General features: G+C 72.2%; 12 protein-coding genes and 3 pseudogenes. 9 read left to right on the top strand and 6 right to left on the bottom strand.

Annotated features, from left to right (window positions below; translation table 11 throughout):
• Positions 1–38: 38 nt before the first annotated feature.
• The 3 genes and pseudogenes from H8R17_RS39460 to H8R17_RS39470 all read right to left on the bottom strand — a co-directional run.
• Positions 39–740: pseudogene (locus H8R17_RS39460) on the bottom strand (enoyl-CoA hydratase/isomerase family protein); the annotation flags it as partial.
• Positions 741–901: 161 nt separating this feature from the next.
• Entirely contained in the window at positions 902–2,125 is a 1,224-nt protein-coding gene (locus H8R17_RS39465) for an Ig-like domain-containing protein (RefSeq protein ID WP_316959674.1), read from the bottom strand.
• Positions 2,126–2,301: 176 nt separating this feature from the next.
• A complete protein-coding gene (locus H8R17_RS39470; RefSeq protein WP_187828018.1) occupies positions 2,302–3,549 on the bottom strand; it encodes an Ig-like domain-containing protein in 1,248 nt (415 codons plus the stop codon).
• A gap of 165 nt (positions 3,550–3,714) precedes the next feature.
• Between H8R17_RS39470 and glgX the strand changes: the two genes are divergently transcribed.
• On the top strand, positions 3,715–5,994 hold the full coding sequence (glgX, locus tag H8R17_RS39475) for a glycogen debranching protein GlgX (protein ID WP_187828019.1): 2,280 nt from the start codon (positions 3,715–3,717) through the stop codon (positions 5,992–5,994).
• Here the strand turns inward: glgX and H8R17_RS39480 are convergent.
• Positions 5,991–6,644: a response regulator transcription factor gene (locus H8R17_RS39480; protein WP_187828028.1), complete on the bottom strand. Its 654-nt coding sequence runs from the start codon at positions 6,642–6,644 to the stop codon at positions 5,991–5,993. The two genes, glgX and H8R17_RS39480, sit on opposite strands and share 4 nt — an antisense overlap.
• A gap of 248 nt (positions 6,645–6,892) precedes the next feature.
• Positions 6,893–7,021: pseudogene (locus H8R17_RS39485) on the bottom strand (ABC transporter ATP-binding protein); the annotation flags it as partial.
• 182 nt (positions 7,022–7,203) lie between these two features.
• Here H8R17_RS39485 and H8R17_RS39490 point away from each other — a divergent pair.
• The 6 genes from H8R17_RS39490 to H8R17_RS39515 all read left to right on the top strand — a co-directional run bounded on the left by H8R17_RS39490 (position 7,204) and on the right by H8R17_RS39515 (position 17,024).
• The gene (locus H8R17_RS39490) at positions 7,204–9,108 is read left to right on the top strand and encodes an ABC transporter ATP-binding protein (protein WP_187828020.1); all 1,905 of its coding nucleotides are present in this window, start codon (positions 7,204–7,206) and stop codon (positions 9,106–9,108) included.
• A complete protein-coding gene (locus H8R17_RS39495; protein ID WP_187828021.1) occupies positions 9,105–10,958 on the top strand; it encodes an ABC transporter ATP-binding protein in 1,854 nt (617 codons plus the stop codon). The genes H8R17_RS39490 and H8R17_RS39495 overlap by 4 nt, the downstream gene beginning before the upstream one ends.
• Before the next feature lie 61 nt (positions 10,959–11,019).
• Complete coding sequence (locus H8R17_RS39500) at positions 11,020–12,729, top strand: ABC transporter ATP-binding protein (protein ID WP_187828022.1); 1,710 nt, start codon at positions 11,020–11,022, stop codon at positions 12,727–12,729.
• A 170-nt stretch (positions 12,730–12,899) separates the two neighbouring features.
• A complete protein-coding gene (locus H8R17_RS39505) occupies positions 12,900–14,600 on the top strand; it encodes an ABC transporter ATP-binding protein (RefSeq protein WP_223126004.1) in 1,701 nt (566 codons plus the stop codon).
• Positions 14,601–14,784: 184 nt separating this feature from the next.
• On the top strand, positions 14,785–16,428 hold the full coding sequence (locus tag H8R17_RS39510; RefSeq protein WP_187828023.1) for a M4 family metallopeptidase: 1,644 nt from the start codon (positions 14,785–14,787) through the stop codon (positions 16,426–16,428).
• A gap of 71 nt (positions 16,429–16,499) precedes the next feature.
• Positions 16,500–17,024 carry a DUF1990 domain-containing protein gene (locus H8R17_RS39515; protein ID WP_187828024.1) on the top strand — a complete coding sequence of 175 codons (525 nt, stop codon included), beginning with the start codon at positions 16,500–16,502 and terminating at the stop codon, positions 17,022–17,024.
• Between the two features lie 36 nt (positions 17,025–17,060).
• On the opposite strand, the gene H8R17_RS39520 is transcribed toward H8R17_RS39515, so the two are convergent.
• On the bottom strand, positions 17,061–19,679 hold the full coding sequence (locus tag H8R17_RS39520; protein WP_187828025.1) for a glycosyltransferase family 1 protein: 2,619 nt from the start codon (positions 19,677–19,679) through the stop codon (positions 17,061–17,063).
• 236 nt (positions 19,680–19,915) lie between these two features.
• On the opposite strand from H8R17_RS39520, the pseudogene H8R17_RS39525 reads away from it, so the two are divergent.
• Positions 19,916–20,683: pseudogene (locus tag H8R17_RS39525) on the top strand (S8 family serine peptidase); the annotation flags it as partial.
• A 284-nt stretch (positions 20,684–20,967) separates the two neighbouring features.
• Positions 20,968–21,685: maltotransferase domain-containing protein (locus tag H8R17_RS39530; protein WP_187828027.1), on the top strand; the 718-nt coding region annotated here is incomplete at its 3' end.

Here is a 21,685-nt window from a genome sequence, read left to right on the forward strand (position 1 = left end):
CGAGGCCGTCCACTACCTCGCGGCCGAACCCCCTACGTCACTCCAGAAAACCAGCTAACGCAGTCTCCACGAAACCCGGGGCTTGACACGATGTCCGTCTCCAGCCCCGTGTCGATCGACTCCTTCGCCGCGCGCAGGGCGATCGCCGGTCCCTGCGCGAGCTTCGCGGCCCACGCGTGCGCCTGCTCGTACACCTCGGCGGCCGGTACGACCCGGTCCACGAGCCCGAGCGCCAGCGCCTCCTCGGCCCTGACCTGCCGGCCCGTGAAGATCAGGTCCTTGGCCTTGGAGGGGCCGATCAGGCGGGCCAGGCGCTGGGTACCGCCCGCGCCGGGGATCAGGCCGAGCAGGATCTCCGGCTGGCCCAGCTTGGCGTTGTCCCCGACGATGCGGAAGTCGGCACACAGGGCCAGCTCGCAGCCGCCGCCCAGGGCGTAGCCGGTGACGGCCGCGACGACCGGTTTGGGGATGCGGGCCACGGCCGTGAAGGAGTCCTGCAGGGCGCGGGCGCGCAGGACCATGCCGGTGTGGTCCATGTTCTGCATCTCCTTGATGTCCGCGCCCGCCGCGAACACCTTCTCCCCGCCGTAGATCACCACGGCCCGTACGTCGTCCCGGCGGGCCGCCTCCTCGGCGAGCTCCTTGAGCCGGTCCTGCGTGGCGATGTCCAGCGCGTTCATGGGCGGGCGGTCCAGGCGCAGCGTGCCAATGCCCTCGGCGACTTCGAGATTCACGGTCATGCAAGGCAGGTTAACGGGGACTAACGGCAATCGATTCGGTGCGGTCGATCACACTCCGCCGGGGGTCTGGGCGTTGTCCCCCAGGCAGGCACAGCACGGGGACCAACGGCAGTGGGCCCGGTGCGGTCGGTCATACCGGAGCCCCTCACACCAGCGAAGATCTACTTCTTCCACTCCTCCCACGACATGTTCCAGCCGTTGAGCCCGTTGTCCGGGGCCACGACCGCGTCGTTGGAGTTCTTGACGATCACCACGTCGCCGATCAGGGAGTGGTTGAAGAACCAGGCGCCCGGCGCGCTCTTGTCCCAGCCACCGCGTGCGTCGCGCAGGCCTATGCAGCCGTGGCTGGCGTTGTAGTTGCCGAAGGCCCCGCCGGCCCAGTAGTTGCCGTGGATGAACGTGCCGGAGTTGGTCAGGCGCATGGCGTGGGGGACGTCCTTGATGTCGTACTCGCCGCCGTAGCCGACCGTCTCGCCGTTCATGCGGGTCACCTTGTGCTTCTCGCTGATGACCAGCTGGCCGTTCCAGGTCTCCATGCCGGCCTTGCCGGTGGTGACCGGGAGGGTCTTGACGACCTTGCCGTCCCGCATGACCTTCATCGTGAGCTTCTTGGCGTCGACGACGGAGACCTGGTTGCGGCCGATGGTGAAGGAGACGGTCTTGTCCTGCTCGCCGTAGACGCCCTTGCGGCCCTTGACGCCGTCCAGGTCGAGATCGACGGTGACCTTGGTGCCGGCCTTCCAGTACTTCTCGGGCCGGAAGTCGATGCGGTCGTTGCCGAACCAGTGGCCCTCGACGTCGACGGCCGGCTCGGTCCTGACGGTGATGGCCTTCTCGACGTCCTCGGGATGGGTGATGCCCCGGCTGAAGCGGATCGAGAACGGCATCCCGACGCCGACCTCGGAGCCGTCCTCGGGGGTGAAGGTGCCGAGGAAGGTGTTCTTCGGGGTCAGGGTGGTGAAGCGGGAGTCCTGGGTGGCCGTACGGCCGTTGGAGTCCTTGGCGACCGCGTGCACCTTGTATGTGGTGGAGGCGGCCAGGTGGGTGGACGGCGTCCAGGTGGCGCCGTCCGCGGATATCCTGCCGTCGATCTTCTCGCCCTTGGCGGTCTGGACCTCGACCTCGGTCAGCCTGCCCTTGCTCGCGCCGACCTTGAGCGCGCCGCTGGTGTCGACGGACTTCGCGCCGTCCTTCGGGGCGATCGTGACGACGGCCTCCGACTGCCTGCTCTGCGCCGCAGTGGAGCCCTTGCCGTCGCCGGACCCGGCCTCCGCGCCCGAGCCGCCCCCGCCGCACGCGGTGACGGCGACCAGCAGCACGCCGAGTATGAGCGACAGCGCTCCCCCGCGGCCCCGCCCCCGTGCGTCAACCGACGCCCCCGATATCGGTCGCCCGTGTTTCAAGTTGTTCTCCCCTCGCCGGGCCTGGCCTGGCCCGTTCCCCTGCGCGTCGCGCGCTCGGCGCATATTAACCGCACGTTCACCGGCGTCGTCGGCGCACGCGCGTCACTGTTCCGTACCGACTTCGCCGGACAGCCGGTACGACCCACCCCTGTGTAGGACTACTTCACCGCGCTCCCGGCCTTCCACACCTTCCAGTCCATGTTCCACCCGCCGAGCCCGTTGTCGGGAGCGACTTTCCTGTCCTTGCTGTGCACGACCTCGACCACGTCCCCGATGAGGCTGCGGTCGAAGAACCAGCCCGCCGGGGTGTCCGGGCCGCCGCCCTTCACATCGCGCAGCCCGACGCAGCCGTGGCTGACGTTGGTCTGCCCGAAAATGTCGGCCGGCGCCCAGTAGTTGCCGTGCAGGAAGGTGCCGGAGTCGGTCAGGCGCATGGCGTGCGGGACGTCCGGGATGTCGTACTCGCCCTTGCCGTCCCGCTTCTTGAAGCCGACCGTGGCACCGTTCATCCGGGTGACCTCGAGCATCTCGGTGACCACCATCTTGCCGTTGTAGGTGGTGGTCTTCGGCGCCCCGGCCGTGATCGGCACGGTGGCCAGCAACGAGCCGTCGCGCCGGACCTCCATGGTGTGCGCGGCCGCGTCGACGACGGAGACCTGGCTGCGGCCGACGGTGAAGGAGAACGTCTTGTGCTGCAGCCCGTACACGCCGGGCGCCCCCTCGACGTCCCTGAGGCGCAGGTCGACGGTGACCTCGGTGCCGGGTTTCCAGTAGTGCTCGGGTCGGAAGTCGAGGCGCTCCCGGCCGAACCAGTGCGGGCGGATCTCGACGTCCGGCTCCGCGGTGACCCGGACGGCGCGTTCCACGGCGGCCCGGTGCTCGATCTTCCGGTTGAACTCCAGGGAGACGATCATTCCGGTGCCGACGGTGGCGCGGTTCTCCGGTGTGACGTACCCGACGAACCGCTCCTGCGGGACGTGCGTCGTGAAGCGGGCGTGGCGGGCGGAGCGGCGCCCGTGGCCGTCCAGGGCCACCACGTCGACGGTGTACTCGGCGGCCAGAGCGAGCCGGTCGTCGGCGGGCTCCCAGCGCAGACCGTCGGCGGAGATGCGGCCGGGCACCGGGGACTCCTGCGCGTCCTGGCTCCTGACCACCCTGACCGACTCCAGGCGCCCGCTGGGCACCCGGATCCGCAGCTTCTCGCCGGGGCGCACGCCTCTGCTGCCGTCGTCCGGGGAGATCCGGATGACGTCCTCGGGCGCCGGGGGCCCGCCGAGCCCGCCGAAGCCGATCCCGCCCGTGCCGTCCCCGGTGCAGCCGGCGGCCCCGGCCAGCAGGGCTGCCCATGTCAGTACGGCGGCCAACGCGGCCCTCGCGCGCCGCGCGCGCCCTTGTACATGCCTCACGTTGCTGCCCAACGATCAGTCCGGCCCCGGGGAAACGTGAGTGCGAGCCATGCGATGGGCAGAACAGGGAGAAGGACGACGCGATGGAGAGAGCAGGACGGTCGGGACGGCCGGTCATGCCTTTCTGGACGTCGTCCGGTGAGCCGAACAAAGGGGCTGACAAAGGTGTCCAGCGCAGCCGAGCAGGAGGCGGCGGTGGCCGGAGCGCGCGCCGCTGAGGACGGGCGCCCGGCCGCCTTCGTGAACGGTGCGCGGCACAGGGTGCCGGGCGTGCCGGCGTGGCCGGGTGCGCCCACGCCGCTGGGGGCGCGGTTCCGGGTCGGCCCGGACGGCGTGGCGGGCACCAACTTCGCGCTGTGGGCGGGCGGCGCCGAGGCGGTCGACCTGTGCCTGTTCGACAACGAGGGCGACAAGGACACGGAGACGCGGGTCCGGCTGACCGAACTGACGCACGAGATCTGGCACGGCTTCGTGCCGGGCGTGCTGCCGGGCCGGCGCTACGGCTACCGGGTGCACGGCCGCTGGGACCCGTGGACCGGCGCCCGCTGGAACCCGGCGAAGCTGCTCCTCGACCCGTACGCGCGCGCGGTGGACGGAGACTTCAGCCTCCCGCCGGAGGTGTACGGACACGTGCGGGACTGGCCGCAGCAGTCCGTCGCCGACACCGTGCGCGACGAGCGGGACTCGGCGCCGTACGTCCCGAAGGGCGTCGTCGTCCACGATGGCGGACCCGACGAATGGACCGACGACCGCCGCCCGAAGACGCCGTGGGCGGACTCGGTGATCTACGAGCTGCACGTCAGGGGCTTCACCAAGCTGCACCCGGGCATCCCCGAGGAGCTGCGCGGCACGTACGCCGGGCTCGCGCATCCGGCGGCGATCGAGCACCTGGCGAAGCTGGGCGTGACGGCCGTGGAGCTGCTGCCGGTGCACCAGTTCGCGCACGAGGACCACCTGCTCAGGCGCGGCCTGAAGAACTACTGGGGCTACAACTCGATCGGCTACTTCGCCCCGCACGCGGCCTACTCCGCCTCCGGTACGACCGGCCAGCAGGTCGGCGAGTTCAAGCGGATGGTGCGGGCGCTGCACGGGGCCGGGATCGAGGTCATCCTCGACGTGGTCTACAACCACACGGCGGAGGCGGGTGAGCTGGGCCCGACGCTGTCCCTGAAGGGCATCGACAACCGCGGCTACTACCGCCTGCAGCCCGACGCCCGCCGGTACGCCGACTACACCGGCTGCGGCAACACCCTGCACGTCGTGCAGCCGCACGTGCTGCGCCTGATCACGGACTCCCTGCGCTACTGGGTGACCGAGATGGGCGTGGACGGCTTCCGCTTCGACCTGGCCGCCGCGCTGGCCCGCTCCATGCACGACGTCGACATGCTCTCCCCGTTCCTCGCCGTCATCGCCCAGGACCCGGTACTCAGGCGGGTGAAACTCATCGCCGAGCCGTGGGACGTGGGCTCGGGCGGCTACCAGGTCGGGGCCTTCCCTCCGCTGTGGACGGAGTGGAACGACCGGTACCGCAACGCCGTACGGGACTTCTGGCGGCACGCGCTGCCGGACGTGCGGGAGATGGGCTACCGGCTGTCGGGCTCCAGCGACCTGTACGCCTGGGGCGGGCGGCGGCCGCAGGCCTCGGTCAACTACCTCACCGCGCACGACGGCTTCACTCTCCGGGACCTGGTGTCGTACGAGCGCAAGCACAACGAGGCCAACGGCGAGGGCAACCGGGACGGCTCGGACGACAACCGGTCCTGGAACTGCGGCGCCGAGGGCGAGACGGGCGACGCGGGCGTACGGGCGCTGCGCCGCCGCCAGCTGCGGAACCTGCTGACCACGCTGCTGCTGTCCACGGGCGTGCCGATGCTGGTCGCGGGCGACGAGCTGGGGCGCACCCAGCGCGGCAACAACAACGCGTACTGCCAGGACAACGAGATCGGCTGGGTGGACTGGAGCCTGCCGGCGGAGCCCGGCTGGCGGGCGCTCTTCGACCTCACGTCCCGGCTCATCGCACTGCGTCACCGGCACCCCGTGCTGCGCCGCCGGGCCTTCTTCTCCGGGCGGGCGCACTCCACGGACGGACTGCGCGACCTGGCCTGGTTCACCGCGCGGGGCACCGAGATGACCGAGCAGGACTGGTACGCGCCCGCCGCCACGCTGGGCATGTACCTCTCCGGGCGGGACATACCGGGCCGGGACGCCCGCGGCGCGCAGATCCTCGACGACAGCTTCCTCGCCGTACTGCACGCCGGGGACCGGCCGGTGACCTTCGTGCTGCCGGGGCCGCCGTGGGCGGAGCGGTACGAGGTGGTCGTCGACACCAGCCGGGAGGACCAGGCCGAGGCACCGGGCGAGTCCCATCCGGCGGGGGCGGCGATCACGGTGCCGGAGCGGGCGGTGCTGCTGCTGAAGGTGGCCGGCCAGCCGGACAGGGCCTAACCGAGGATCCCCCGGTCGTACGCCACCGCCACGGCCGCCGCGCGGTCCCTGACGCCGAGCTTGGCGTACAGGTGGGTGAGGTGGGTCTTCACCGTGGCCTCGCTGATGAACAGTTCGCGGGCGATCTCGCGGTTGGAGGTGCCTCTGGCGACCAGGGCCAGCACCTCGCGCTCGCGCGCGGACAGCGGCTCGTTGCAGGGGGCGCGTACGGCGGAGACCAGGCGGGAGGCCACCGCCGGGGAGAGCACCGTACGGCCCTCGGCCGCCGCCCGGACCGCGGTGAACAGCTCCTCGCGGGGCGCGTCCTTGAGCAGGTAGCCGGTGGCGCCCGCCTCGATCGCGGGCAGGGTGTCGGAGTCGGTGTCGTACGTGGTGAGGACGAGCACCTTCGCGCGGGCGCCGCGCCGGGTCAGCTCCCGGATGGCGTCCACGCCTCCCCCACCGGGCATGCGCAGGTCCATCAGGATGACGTCCGGGTCGAGGGCGGCGGCCCGCGCCAGCGCCTCGGTGCCGCCGGACGCCTCGCCGAGGACGCGGAAGCCGGGCTCGGACTGGAACATGCCGCGCAGTCCGTCCCGTACGACCGGGTGGTCGTCGACGATCAGGAGCGTGCTGGTCGTCGCGGATGTCGAGGTGACCTCGTCGCCCATGTAGGACAGGGTGACGCCGGCGCGGAAGGCGGACGCGTGCTTCGACAGGTTCGACAGGGCCTCCTGGACGATGCGCAGCAGGGTGGCGGCGACCTCGCCATGGAGTTCCTCGGTGGTGCCGGTGACGGTGAACTCGGCGCGGACGCCGGTGCGTTCGCCCCACTCCGTCACCGTCTTCTTCAGGGCTTCCGGGAGGCCGTCGGCGGCGAGGGCGACGGGGGCGAGGTTGTGCACGGAGCGGCGGGCCTCGCCGAGTTCGGGCCGAGGATGCCGAAGATCTCGCCCTCCTCGACGGTGAAGAAGACGCCGTCGACGGCGAGCCGGCCGCCGTACGACTTGCGCAGGTCGGTGACTTCGATGACGGGAGTGGATGCCATGCTCCGAGACTCCCGGCCGGGCGGGGTCCGGCACATCGCCCGTCGCGCGAGAGACGGCATCCACCGATCGGTTGATGCGGCCGTACGACCCCTCGAACAGCAGGTCGTAGGACTGACGGAGGACGGGAGTCCGGCCAAAACTCGGTGGGCAGTGTCAGTGCCGATCCGTAGGCTCGCTGCTGATGTCCACGACACGTGCAACCGCTCAGGAGCGTCACGCCGTCCGTACGTTGCTGCGGCTGTGGCCGTACGTCCGTCCCGTGCGCGTGCGCCTGTTCACGGCCGCGTTCGTCGCGGTGCTTGCCTCGTGCGTGGGACTGGTGATCCCGCTCGTCCTGAAGTGGATGGTGGACGGGCCGGTCGCGGACCGGGACCCGGGGGGCGTGTGGCTCGGGGCGCTGTACCTGCTGCTGCTCGGGATCGGTGAGGCGCTGCTGTTCGGGCTGCGGCGGTGGCTGGTGGCGCGGCCGCTGGCGCACGTCGAGGCGTCGATGCGGGCGGATCTGTACCGGCATCTGCAGCGACTGCCGGTGGCCTTCCACGACCGGTGGGCGTCGGGTCAGCTGCTGTCGCGAGGCACGACGGATCTGATGCTGCTGCGCATGTTCCTCGCCTTTCCGTTGACGTTTTTGCTGGTCAACGGGGTGACGATCCTGGTCGGCGTGATCATCATGCTGATGCAGGACTGGTCGCTGGGGCTGGTGATCCTGGGGCCGGCGGTGCCGGTGATCGCGGTGTGCGTCGTCTTCGAGAAGCGGTACGCCCGGGTGGCGCGGCGGGCGCAGGACCAGGTCGGGGACCTGACGACGGTCGTCGAGGAGAGCGTGCTCGGCATCCGCATCATCAAGGGGTTCGGGCGGCACCGCAGCCAGGCGCGGGCGTTCCGCGAACTGTCCGGCAGGCTGCGCGGCACGGAGTTGCGCAAGGCGCGGCTGCTGGCGGCGATCTGGGGCGTCATCGTGATGCTGCCGGAGGTGGCGATCGGCGCGGCGCTGGTGGTGGGCGCGGTGCAGGTGGCCGACGGTGCGTTGTCCGCGGGCACGCTGGTCGCCTTCCTGTCGACGGCGCTCGCGTTGCGCTGGCCCGTGGAGTCGATCGGCTTCCTGCTGGCGATGAGTCAGGAGGCGGCGACAGCGACAGAACGCTACTTCGAGGTCATGGACGCCGAAGGGGAAGCCGGCGTAGCTGCGAGCAGTCGTGCCGCTGGGGCGGCACCTCGTGGCGCCGAGCAGCGCGCCCACCCCGACGGCCACCGCAGCGCCGGGTCACGCACCCACCCCGACGGCGACCGCAACGCCGGTCAGCAAAACGGCCTGCGGTTCCACGACGTCCGCTTCCGCTACCCCGACGCCCCCGCCGGTTCCCCGCCCGTCCTCGACGGAGTCGACCTGCACATCCGGCCCGGCGAGTCCATGGCTCTCGTCGGTGCCACCGGAAGCGGCAAGACGACACTCACCGCGCTCGTGCCGCGGCTGCACGAGGTGACCTCGGGGCGGATCACGCTGGACGGGCGGGACATCACTGAGATGCCGAGGGAGACGCTGCGCGCCCTCGTCGCCGTCGCCTTCGAGGAGCCCACGCTCTTCTCGGCCAGCGTCGGCGACAACGTTCTCATGGGCGCCGACGGCACCGCGGGCGAGCCGGAGCTGGAGCGCGCCCTCGCCGTCGCGCAGGCCGACTTCGCGCACGCCCTCCCCCAGGGCACCGACACCCAGGTCGGCGAGCAGGGCCTCAGCCTCTCCGGCGGCCAGCGCCAGCGCCTGGCGCTCGCGCGGGCGGTCGTAGGACGGCCCAGGTTCCTCGTGCTGGACGACCCGCTGTCGGCCCTCGACGTGCACACGGAGGCCGCCGTCGAGGCCGCCCTGCGCCAGGTGCTGGCGGACACCACGGCCCTGATCGTGGCGCACCGCCCGTCCACCGTGCTGCTCGCCGACCGCGTCGCCCTGCTCTCCGGCGGCCGGATCGCGGCCACCGGCACCCACCACGAACTGCTGCGCACGAACGCCGAGTACGCCCACCTCATGTCCGGGGAAGAAGCCATGTCCGGGGAACAGGCCACGTCCGGGGAACAGGAGGCCCGCCTATGACGGCGCCCACCACGACCGCGCCGGCCAAGGACAGGCCCGGCGACCAGCCCCCGGGCGCCGGCGACCCGTTCGACCGCGACATCCTGCCCACTCCTCCGGGCGCCACCGCCGCCCTGCTCCGCTCCCTGCTCACCCCGATGAAGGCCCGCGTCGCCGTCACCACCCTCCTCCTGCTGCTCCAGCAGGCGGCGGTGCAGGCGGGCCCGCTGCTGGTGGCGTACGCCATCGACCGCGCGGTCCCGGCGTTCCGCGCCGACGACCACGGCCCGCTGATCGCGGTGGGCGTGGGCTATCTGCTGTGCGCGGCGGCCTCCGGCGGACTGCAGAGCGCGTTCATCATGGCCTCCGCCCGGGTCAGCCAGGACGTGCTGCTCGACCTGCGCGGCCGAATCTTCCGGCACGCGCAGGCACTGAGCATCGACTTCCACGAGCGCTACACCTCGGGCCGCCTCATCTCCCGCTCCACCACGGACGTGGAGTCGCTGCGCGAGCTGCTCGACGAGGGTCTGCAGGAACTGGTCACGGTCATCCTGTCGTTCGTCTACATCTCGGCGATGCTGCTCTGGCTGGACCTGGGGCTCGGCGGCGTCGCGGTGGCGTCGTTCGTGCCGCTGTACCTGCTCATCCGGATCTACCGGCGGCGCGCGGGGCGGGTGTACCGGCTGCGGTCGACCGCGATCGCCGCCGTCATCGTGAGATTCGTCGAGACGATGAACGGCATCCGCCCGGTGCGCGCCTTCCGCCGCGAGGCCGCCAACGACGCCGACTTCCGCGTGCTGAACCGGCGGCACGAACGCACCAACGGCGACGCGCTGCTGGAGATGGCCCGGTACGTCACCGGCTCGCGGCTGGTCGCCAACACGGCCGTCGCGGGGATCGTGCTGTGGGGCGCCTACCGGGTCGCCGAGGGCGCGCTGGCGCTCGGTGTGCTGGCGGCGGCGGTGCTGTACCTGCGGCGGCTGTACGACCCGATCGACCGGCTCGGCATGTTCCTCAACGCGTACCAGTCGGCGGCGGCATCCCTGGAGAAGATCGCCGGCCTGCTCGCGCAGACGCCGTCCGTGCCCGAGCCGTCAACTCCCCGGAAACTTCCGGTACTCGAGTCCGAGCACCCCGGCCGCGAGGTCGTCTTCGACGGCGTCCGGTTCGGCTACCGCACCGGCGGCGAGGTGCTGCCCCGCTTCGACCTGACCCTCCCGGCCGGGCAGACCGTCGCCGTGGTCGGCACCACCGGCGCGGGCAAGTCCACGCTGGTCAAGCTGCTCGCCCGCTTCTACGACCCCTCGGACGGCCAGGTGCTGCTGGACGGCGTCGACCTGCGCGAGCTGGCCCTGCCCGAGCTGCGGCGCGGGGTGGTGATGGTGACGCAGGAGGCGTTCCTGTTCTCCGGCACGGTCGCCGAGAACATCGCCATCGGCCGCCCGGACGCCACCCGGGAGGAGATCGAGCAGGCGGCCAAGGAGATCGGCGCGCACGACTTCATCAGCGCCCTGCCCGACGGCTACGACACGGACGTACGCAAGCGCGGCGGCCGCATCTCGGCCGGGCAGCGGCAACTCGTCGCGTTCGCACGGGCGTTGCTCGCGGACCCGGCGGTGCTGATCCTGGATGAGGCGACCAGCTCGCTCGACATCCCGGGCGAGCGGGCGGTGCAGCGGGCGATGGCGACGGTCCTGAAGGGCCGCACGGCGGTCGTCATCGCGCACCGGCTGTCCACGGTCGGGATCGCCGACCGGGTGCTGGTGATGGAACACGGCCGGATCGTCGAGGACGGCCCGCCGGCCGAACTCGTCGCGGGCACGGGCCGGTTCGCGGACCTGCACCGGGCGTGGCAGGACAGCCTGGCGTGAGCAGCCGGCACCGCACCGGACCGTCACCTCGCAGGGCGTTGGACGACCATCAGGGGAGCGGATGATCGACGCGTACGAGGACCCGGGAACGCCCGACTCCCGGGGCGGGGCCCGGTATCTGTGGTGGCTGGTGCGCTGCCAGCCGTGGCGGTGTGCCGCGGGGGCGCTGCTCGGCAGTACCTGGATGGTGCTGATGGCGGTGGCGCCGTATCTGCTGTCCCGGGCGATCGACGACGGTCTGGAGCCCGGCGACATGGGTGCGCTGGCGGGCTGGAGCGTCGTCCTGCTGGTGGTGGGGGCGGTCAACGCGTGGCTGAGCATCATGCGGCACCGCACGATGACCCGGGTGCGGATGGACGCCAACTTCCGCACGGTGAAGGTGGTCGTCGGGCAGGCGGTGCGGCTGGGCGCCTCGCTGTCCCGGCAGTCGGCGGCCGGTGAGGTCGTCACGATCGGCGTCGGCGACGTGCAGACGATCAGCCAGTCGCTGACGGTGGTCGGGCCCGGGGTCGGCGCGGTCGTCGCCTACCTGGTGGTCGCCGTCCTGCTGGTCGCCGTCTCGCCGCTCATCGCCGTGGTCGTCCTGCTCGGCATCCCGGTGATCGTCGTGCTCGTCGGGCCGCTGCTGGGCCGGTTGCAGGGCGCGGAAACGGAGTACCGGGAGCGGCAGGGCGTGCTGACCGCGCGGATCGGCGACCTCGCGGGCGGCCTGCGCGTGCTGGGCGGCCTCGGCGGCAAGGGCCTGATGGCCGACGCCTTCCGCCGGGACTCGCGGCGGCTGCGCGAACAGGGGTACCGGGTCGGGGCGGTGACCAGTTGGGTGCAGGCGCTCGGCACCGGCCTGCCGACCCTCTTCCTCGCCGTGGTGACGTGGCTCGCGGCCCGGCTCGCCGCGCAGGGGGACATCACCGTCGGGCAGTTGGTGTCGGTGTACGGCTATGTCGCGGTGCTGGTGGGTCCGGTGGCGTTCTGGGTGGAGTGCGGGTACCAGGTCAGCCGGGGTGTGGTGGCCGCCCGGCGCGTGGTGGCGCTGCTCCGCCTGGAGCCCGCGCCCGACCTGGGCCGCCGGGACGCGCCCGCCGAGCCGTCGGTCCTGCACGACCCGGACTCCGGTGTCCGGATCCTCCCCGGCCGCCTTACCGCCCTGGCCTGCGCCCGCCCCGCCGACGCCGCCGCCGCCGTACTCGACCGCCTCGGCCGCTACGCCCCGTCGTCGGTCACCTGGGGCGGCGAACGGCTGGACGAGATCAGACTCCCGCAGGTCCGCGAGCGCATCCTGGTGGCCGACCACGAGTCCGACCTCTTCGCGGGCCCTCTGCGCGACCTGATCAACGGCCACCGCCCGCACGACGACGAGGCCCTCGCACGCGCCATCCACACAGCCGCCGCCGACGACATCGTCCTCGGCCTCCCCGACGGCCTCGACACCCCCGTCGCCGCCCAGGGCCGCACCCTCTCCGGCGGCCAGCGGCAACGCGTGCGTCTGGCGCGGGCCCTGCTCGCCGACCCGGAGGTCCTGCTCGCCACCGAACCGACCTCGGCCCTCGACGCCCACACCGAGGCCACGGTCGCCGACCGCCTACGGGCGGCGCGCCACGGCCGCACGACGGTCGTGACCACCACCTCACCACTCGTACTGGACCGCGCGGGCACCGTCCACTACCTGACCAACGGCAAGGTCACAGCCACAGGCACCCACGGCGACCTCCTGAACACCGAACCCGGATACCGAGCCCTCGTGGCAAGAGACGCCGAGGAGATCGTCAGTTGACGGCACAGCAGCCACCCCAGGGGCGCGGGGCAGTGACAATCAGCGGCTCCGCCGCGGGGCGCGACAAGCCACAAACAACCCGCACCGGGCAAACCACACAAGGCCCCGAGCTCGTAGCCGCCAAAACCACCCACCTCCCCATCGCAGAACGCACAGACGTACGCCGGGCCTTGCTGGACCTGATCCGCGCAGACGGAAAGGCCTTCGCCACCGTCCTCACACTGAACGCACTGGCCGCCGTCGCAGGCCTCGCCGGGCCATGGCTGCTCGGCCGGATCATCGACGACGTACGAGCCGGAGGCGGGGTGCGCGCCGTGGACCGGCTGGCGCTGGGCATCCTCCTGTGCGCCCTCGCGCAACTCCTCCTCGCGCGCTGGGCCCGCTACGTGGGCCACCGCTTCGGCGAACGCACCCTCGCCCGCGTACGAGAACGTTTCGTCGACCGAGCCCTCGCCCTCCCCGCCTCCGTCGTGGAACGAGCCGGCACCGGCGACCTCACCGCCCGCGGCACCGCCGACGTGACCACCGTCGGCACCACCCTCCGCGACGCCGGCCCGGTCCTCCTCATCAACCTCGTCCAGGCCCTGTTCCTCACCTGCGCGGTCTTCGTCCTCAACCCCCTGCTCGGCGCCGTCGGCCTGCTGGGCTTCACCCCCATCCTCTTCGCGCTCCGCTGGTACCTGCGTCGCGCGCGGGACGGCTACCTCGCCGAGGGCGCCGCCACCTCCGACATCGCGGAGATCGTCACGGCCACGGCATCCGGCGCCCGCACGGTCGAGGCCTTCCGGCTCACCCACCGCCGCATCGGCGCAAGCCGCGAGGCCCTGGAGACGGCCCGCCGCACCCGCCTGTACACGCTGTACCTGCGAACCGTGTTCTTCCCGGTGGTGGAGGTGTCGTACACCATCCCGGTCGCCGCGGTCCTGCTCGTCGGCGGCGCCCTGCACCTGAACGGCACGATGAGCCTGGGCGCGGTCGTGGCCGCCGCCCTCTACCTCCAGCAGCTGAGCGGGCCGCTGGACGAGATCCTGATCCGGGTCGAGCAACTCCAGAACAGCGGCGCCTCGTTCGCCCGCGTGGAGGGCCTGGCCCGCGCCCCGCAGGCCGCTGCCGACGGCGACTGTCCCGATCCGGTGGACGACCGCATTGACGTGACCGGCGTGCGCTACGCCTACGGCGGCGGCGGCGAGGTGCTGCGCGGCGTCGACCTGACCGTGCGGCCGGGCGAACGGCTCGCCGTCGTCGGCCCGTCCGGCGCGGGCAAGACCACGCTCAGCCGGCTTCTCGCGGGCATCGACGCGCCGACCGCGGGCACGGTCACCGTGGGCGGCGTACCGGTCGTCGGCCTCGGCCCGGAGCGGCTGCGCCGCCAGGTCGTCCTGGTCACCCAGGAGCACCACGTGTTCCTCGGCTCGGTCCGCGACAACCTCCGCATCGCCGAATCCGCCGCCGACGACGGGGAGTTGTGGGACGCCTTGGCGGCCGTCGGCGCCGACGCGTGGGTACGGGACCTGCCCGAGGGCCTGGACACCCGGCTCGGCCAGGACGGTCACCGGACCGACGGCTCACAGGCCCAGCAACTCGCCCTCGCCCGCGTGGTGCTGGCCGACCCGCACACGCTGATCCTGGACGAGGCGACCGCGCTGCTCGACCCGACGACCGCGCGGCACACCGAGCGCGCCCTGGCCGCCGTACTGGAGGGCCGTACCGTCATCGCCATCGCCCACCGGCTGCACACCGCGCACGACGCGGACCGCGTGGCCGTGATGGCGGACGGCCTGCTCTCCGAACTCGGCACGCACGACGAGCTGGTGGCGGCCGGCGGGGCGTACGCGGCGCTGTGGCGGTCGTGGCACGGGGAGCACGGCTAGGGCCCGCGTGGCGCTGCACCGAGACCTGCACCGTCAACGCCTCCTCCGAAAGCCCGAGAGCTCGTAGGCCCGCCCGTCGCTTTTCGGCCAACATCACCAATCACTCCTGACATGTACACAGCACAGATGCCACTCTTCCTTCACCTGCCGCACAACTTCCGGACTCCCCCACAAAGGAGCTTGTGTGACCCCCCACACCGTTCGTCCCAAGCGCACCACGCTCGCGATAGCCACCGCCGTCGCGGCCGGATCCCTCCTCACCGCCGGCCTGACCGCCGGCAGCGCGTCCGCGGACTCCACCGCCGGGAAGCCGGCGCCCGCCGGCGCCCCCGTCTCGCTGTCGGCCTCCGGCCGCACCGCCCTCATCCAGGACCAGCAGTCCGCAGCTCCCGGGACCGCCGAGGAGATCGGCCTCGGCGCGAAGGAGAAGCTGGTCGTCAAGGACGTGGTCAAGGACCGCGACGGCACGGTCCACACCCGCTACGAGCGCACCTACGACGGCCTGCCCGTCCTCGGCGGCGACCTGGTCGTCCACGAGCCGAGGTCCGGCGCGGCCAGGAGCGTCACCAAGGCGACCAGGGCGGCCATCAAGGTGGCGTCCACGCAGGCGAAGCTGCCCGCCGCGAAGGCCGAGCAGCAGGCCGTGACCCTCGCCGAGTCGGCGGGCTCGAAGAAGACCGCGGCCGATTCCGCGCCCCGCAAGGTGATCTGGGCCGCGAACGGCAAGCCGACTCTCGCCTACGAGACCGTCGTCGGCGGCCTCCAGGAGGACGGCACCCCGAACGAACTGCACGTCATCACCGACGCGGCCACCGGCGAGAAGCTGTACGAGTACCAGGGCATCGAGAACGGCACCGGCAACACCCAGTACGGCGGCAAGGTCACCCTCGGCAGCACCCAGTCGGGCTCGGCGTACAACCTGACGGACGGGACGCGCGGCGGCCACAAGACGTACGACCTGAACCGCGGCACCTCCGGCACGGGCACTCTGTTCTCCGGCCCGGACGACGTCTGGGGCGACGGCAAGGCCTCCAACGCGGAGACCGCGGGCGCCGACGCCCACTACGGCGCCCAGGTGACCTGGGACTTCTTCAAGGAGTCCGTCGGCCGCAGCGGCATCAAGAACGACGGCAAGGCGGCCTACTCGCGCGTCCACTACGGCAACAACTTCGTCAACGCGTTCTGGTCCGACGACTGCTTCTGCATGACGTACGGCGACGGCGAGGGCAATGCCAAGCCGCTCACCTCGCTGGACGTGGCCGCGCACGAGATGAGCCACGGCGTCACGTCGAACACGGCCGGGCTGAACTACAGCGGCGAGTCGGGCGGCCTGAACGAGGCAACCTCCGACATCTTCGCGGCGGGCGCGGAGTTCTTCGCGAAGAACGCCGAGGACCCCGGCGACTACCTCATCGGCGAGAAGATCGACATCAACGGCGACGGCAGCCCGCTGCGCCACATGGACAAGCCGAGCAAGGACGGCGACTCCGTGGACGCCTGGTCCTCGCGGGTCGCGGGCCTGGACGTGCACTACTCGTCGGGCGTCGCGAACCATTTCTTCTACCTCCTCTCGGAGGGCAGCGGCACCAAGACCATCAACGGCGTGACGTACGACTCGCCGACCTCCAACGGCTCGAAGGTCACCGGCATCGGCCGCGAGAAGGCGCTGCAGGTCTGGTACAAGGCGCTGACGGCGTACTTCACGTCGACCACCGACTACAAGGCGGCCCGTGCGGGCACGCTGTCCGCGGCGGCCGACCTGTACGGCGCGGACAGCGCCGAGCACAAGGCGGTCGCGGCGGCCTGGTCCGCGGTCAACGTCAGCTGAACCTCAGGCGGTTGACCCGGGCGGCACCCGGCACGAAGGCATGCCCGGGTGCCGCCCTAGGCTTGTGACTCATGTCTTCGGAGGACTTCACGTACGACGACGTCGGCGCGACCCGCGAGCAGGGGTTCTGCCCGCCGGGCTTCCGCGCCATGGACGTGCGCACGCGCATCGGCGAGGGCTGGGAGGTCTTCCGGCGGGCGTCGGAGGCGCTCCTCACCTGGGAGATGCACCGCGCCCTGGGCGTCGGCATCGACGCGACCGCGGACCGCGCCGCGCCCGGCGTCGATGTCACCGTCACCCTTGCGGGCGTCATCAAGGCCCCCTGCCGGGTGATCTGGACAGTGGAGGAACCCCGCAGGGCCGGCTGGGCCTACGGCACGCTGTCCGGCCATCCGGAGTGCGGCGAGGAGGCCTTCGTGGTGGACCGCACCGGCGACGGCACGGTCTGGCTGACGGTCACCGCGTTCAGCCGCCCCGCCACGTGGTACGCCCGCGCGGGCGGCCCGGCGACCCGGGGCCTGCAGGCGGCGTACGCGCGACGGTGCGGCAAGGTGCTGCAGCGGCTGTGTGCGCCGTACTCCGAGGACTCGACGTGACACCGGGAACCAAAGCCCTCCGGGGCTGAACGTCCCTCACCGCATCAGCACCCCGCCCGCCTCCACCAGATCCTCCGACGGCACGGCCACCAGCCCCAGTTCCGCGCCGGCTGCCAGCAGCGGGTGGGCAGGGAGGATGCGGACCGTGTAGCCGTACGGGCCGGTGCGGTCCAGGGACAGCGGGCCCTCGTAGAGCCAGCGGCCCTCCTGGTCCGCGCCGTCCGCCGGTTTCAGGGGGACCGTGGACGCGTCGGTGATGCGGTCCTCCTCGTCCACGCGGCCCGAGACCGCCTGGACCTCGACGTCGTCGGGGCTCAGGCCGCCGAGGCCGACGCGGACGCGGAGGCCGAGGGTCGTGCCGAGTTCGGCGGTGGGCGTGGCGGCCGTCGTCTGGACGTGGTCGACCGTCACGTCGCGCCAGGCGGTGCGCACGCGGGCCTTCCACCCGGCGAGGTCGCGGGCGGTGTCCGGGTCCATGGTGCGGTGGGAGCGGGCCGCGGGCGCGTACAGGCGGTCGACGTACTCGCGGACCATGCGGCCGGCCAGCACCTTCGGGCCTAGCAGGGTCAGCGTCCGGCGGACCATCTCGATCCAGCGGTCGGGCAGACCGTGCCGGCCGCGCTCGTAGAAGCGGGGCGCCACCCGCTGCTCCATGAGGTCGTAGAGCGCCTCGGCCTCTATGTCGTCGCGGCGGTCCGAGTCGGTGCCGGCGCCGTCCGCCGTGGGGATCGCCCAGCCGAAGTCGGGCTGGAACCACTCGTCCCACCAGCCGTCCAGGACGGACAGGTTGAGGCAGCCGTTGAGGGCGGCCTTCATGCCGGAGGTGCCGCAGGCCTCCAGCGGGCGCAGCGGGTTGTTCAGCCAGATGTCGCAGCCTGGGTAGAGCTTCTGCGCCATCGCCATGCCGTAGTCGGGCAGGAACACGATCCGGTGCCGCACGCGCGGGTCGTCGGCGAAGCGGACCAGCTCCTGGATCAGGCGCTTGCCGCCCTCGTCCGCTGGGTGCGCCTTGCCCGCGACGACGATCTGGATCGGCCGCTCCGGGTGCAGCAGCAGCTCCATCAGGCGGTCGCGGTCGCGCAGCATCAGCGTCAGGCGCTTGTACGACGGGACGCGCCGCGCGAATCCGATGGTGAGCACGTCCGGGTCGAGGACGCCGTCGATCCAGCCCAGCTCGGCCGTGCCGGCGCCGCGCTGCCGCCAGGCGGCGCGCAGCCGCTCGCGCACCTCCAGCACGAGCTGCTCGCGCAGGGTGCGCCGCAGGTCCCAGATCTCCTGGTCGGGGATGTCGGCGACGGCGTCCCAGCGGTCCGAGCCGCCGACGGTCATGGCGTCCTCGGTGCGCTGCGGGCCGATCTGCCGCGCGCCGAGCCGGAACACCTCGGGGGCGACCCAGGTGGGGGCGTGCACGCCGTTGGTGACGGAGGTGATCGGCACCTCGTCGGGGTCGAAGCCGGGCCACAGGCCGGAGAACATCTCGCGGCTGACGTTGCCGTGCAGCAGGGAGACGCCGTTGGCGCGCTGGGCCAGACGCAGGCCCATCACGGCCATGTTGAACAGGTTGGGCTCGCCGCCCGGATAGGTCTCCATGCCGAGGCGCAGGATGCGTTCGACGTCGATGCGCGGGAGTTCGGCCCCGGGGCCGAAGTGGCGGGCGACCAGTTCGCGGTCGAAGCGGTCGATGCCGGCCGGGACGGGCGTGTGGGTGGTGAAGACGGTCCCGGCGCGGACCGCTTCCAGCGCGGAGTCGAAGTCCAGTCCCTGCTCGCAGAGCTCGGCGATGCGTTCGAGGCCGAGAAAGCCGGCGTGGCCCTCGTTGGTGTGGAACACCTCGGGTTCGGGGTGCCCGGTCAGGCGGCAGTACGTGCGTACGGCCCGCACACCCCCTATCCCCAGCAGCATCTCCTGGAGCAGCCGGTGTTCGCTGCCGCCGCCGTAGAGCCGGTCGGTGACGCCGCGTTCGCCGAGGTCGTTCTCCTCGACGTCGGAGTCCAGCATCAGCAGCGGGACGCGGCCGACCCGGGCCAGCCAGATGCGGGCGCGCAGCTGGGTGCCGCCGGGCAGCGCGAGGGTGACCTGGGCGGGTGTGCCGTCGGGTTCCCTGAGGAGGGCCAGGGGGAGCTCGTTGGGGTCGAGGACGGGGTAGTGCTCCTGCTGCCAGCCGTCACGGGAGAGGGCCTGGCGGAAGTATCCGTGCCGGTAGAGCAGGCCGACGCCGATGAGCGGGACGCCCAGGTCGCTGGCGGCCTTGAGGTGGTCGCCGGCGAGGATGCCGAGGCCGCCGGAATACTGCGGGAGGGCGGCCGTGATGCCGAACTCGGGCGAGAAGTAGGCGACGGCGGCCGGGAGTTCGGCGGACTGGGCCTGGTACCAGCGCTCGCCGGTCAGGTAGTCGCCGAGGTCGTCGGCGGCCGCGGTGAGGCGGCGCAGGAAGCGGCGGTCCTCGGCCAGTTCGGTGAGGCGGACGGGGGGCACGCTGCCCAGCAGGCGGACCGGGTCGCCGCCTGAGGTGGCCCAGCGTTCGGGGTCGACGGACTGGAAGAGGTCGCGGGTCTCCGCGTGCCAGGACCAGCGGAGGTTGCGGGCCAGGTCGCTGAGGGGCCGGAGGGGGTCGGGGAGAGCGGGTCGGACGGTGAATCGACGGATCGCCTTCACTTGCCACCTCGTCAGGCCTGTGGAAGGGGACGCACGGCGGTGTGCGTCCCGTCGTCACCATCGACGGTATCGGTTACTCCGGGGTCAATGGGGGAGCGCCCGGGGTCACGGTCTGCGGGGCTCCGTGAACTCGATGTCGTCCGGGAGCACGTGACCGAGCTGTTCGAGACGGCGGGCCACGGCGGTGGGGGTGCGGTTGAGGTGGTGGGCGGTGCGGAGGATGTGGGTGAGGGGGAGGGTTGGCCGTGCACGCCGGTGAGAGACAGGCGCGGCGGCTCGCGGCCGATCCCCGCGTCGCCTCCGTCGTCCAGGACACGCGCGTCACGCTCGGCAACACGTGGGACGTCGTCGGGAACGACAGGACCGCCGACGACGGCAACGGGCACGGCACACACGTCGCCGCCACCGCCGCCGGCACGCGGTACGGCGTCGCCAAGGCCGACGTCGTCTCTGTCCGCGTCCTCGACAACGCCGGCGCCGGCACCACCGCCCGGGTCATCGCCGGCATCGACTGGGTCACCCGGCACGCGAAGAAGCCCGCCGTCGCCAACCTGAGCCTCGGCGGCCGCGGCAACGCCCAGCTCGACGCCGCCGTACGCGCCTCCATCGCGTCCGGCGTCACGTACACGGTCGCGGCCGGCAACGACGGGCGGCCGGCGTCCCGGTACCCCCCTGCCCGCGTCCCCCAGGCGATCACGGTCGGCGCCACCGACGCGCGGGACGTGAGAGCCGGCTTCTCCAACCACGGCTCGGCCCTCGGCCTGTTCGCCCCGGGCGTGGCGATCACGTGGGCGTCCCGCACGAGTGACACCGGCCGGGGCACCCGTTCCGGTACGTCGATGGCGTCACCGTTCGCGGCGGGCGCCGCCGCGCTCCATCTCGCCGGGCACCGGCGGACCACTCCGGCCCAGGTCGCGCAGGCGCTCGTCGCGGGCGCGGCAACCGGAAAGATCACCGGGCGCGGGGCGGGGTCGCCGGACGAACTCCTCCAGGTGCCGCGGTCGCGGACTCTTGGCCACACCACGGCGGACACCGGCTCCGTTCTTCTCGGACGGGGCCGGTCTTGTGTGTAGACATACGCGTGAGTAGTTAACAAAGTGCCGGATTGCCCACCCGAAAAGTGTGGGAAGGCTCCACCGGTAGCCCGCAGAACCACCCCCGTACCCCGCAGACACACCCCGGCGACACCCAGCACAATCGTCTCGGACAGTCATCTCACACAGAGCCTCGCAGGACCCACCTCCCCACAGCCATCCGCCCACCCACGTTGACGCGGACAGGAGCGGTCATGCCCGCCACGCACCACTCGTCACGACCCCCGACCTCCAGCACCGAAGGACGCGCCATGCGCACCGAAGGACCCGCCGTGCGCACCGGAACACCCTCCGTGCACCCGGCCGACACCGGCCGCCCGGCCCCGGAGTCACCCTCCACGGGCGAGGCCACCGCGGTCGGGCGCATACCCGTCCTCGACGTCCGCCCGATCGTGCAGCACGGCCGCCGGCCCGCGAAGGCGGTCACCGGCGAGACGTTCGAGATCTCGGCCACCGTGTTCCGTGAGGGACACGACGCGGTCGCCGCCAATGTCGTCCTCACGGATCCCGGGGGCCGTCCAGGGCCGTGGACGCCGATGCGGGAGCTGGCCCCCGGCACCGACCGGTGGGGGGCGACGGTCACCGCCGGGGAGCCCGGCCGGTGGACGTACACCGTGGAGGCGTGGGGCGATCCGATCACCACCTGGCGGCACCACGCCCAGATCAAGATCCCGGCCGGGATGGACACGGACGTGGTCCTGGAGGAGGGCGCGCGGCTGTACGAGCGGGCGGCCTCCGGCGTTCCGGAGGATGCCGGGCGTGCGGTGATCGTGGCCGCCGTGGACGCCCTCCGGGACGAGGCGCGCCCGGCGGCGGCCCGGCTCGCGGCGGCGTTGACGCCGGAGGTGGACCGGGTGCTGGCCCGCCACCCGCTGCGCGAGCTGGTCACCGCCTCGCAGACACTGCCCCTGC

This window comes from Streptomyces sp. TRM68367 (assembly GCF_014495685.1).
Lineage (GTDB): Bacteria > Actinomycetota > Actinomycetes > Streptomycetales > Streptomycetaceae > Streptomyces.

What these genes read in the sequence shown, in the direction of transcription:
- H8R17_RS39500 (WP_187828022.1), top strand. Translation starts at nt 11,020, where the DNA reads ATGATCGACGCGTACGAGGACCCGGGAACGCCCGACTCCCGGGGCGGG.
- H8R17_RS39490 (WP_187828020.1), top strand. Translation starts at nt 7,204, where the DNA reads ATGTCCACGACACGTGCAACCGCTCAGGAGCGTCACGCCGTCCGTACG.
- H8R17_RS39515 (WP_187828024.1), top strand. Translation starts at nt 16,500, where the DNA reads ATGTCTTCGGAGGACTTCACGTACGACGACGTCGGCGCGACCCGCGAG.
- H8R17_RS39495 (WP_187828021.1), top strand. Translation starts at nt 9,105, where the DNA reads ATGACGGCGCCCACCACGACCGCGCCGGCCAAGGACAGGCCCGGCGAC.
- H8R17_RS39480 (WP_187828028.1), bottom strand. Translation starts at nt 6,644, where the DNA reads ATGGGCGACGAGGTCACCTCGACATCCGCGACGACCAGCACGCTCCTG.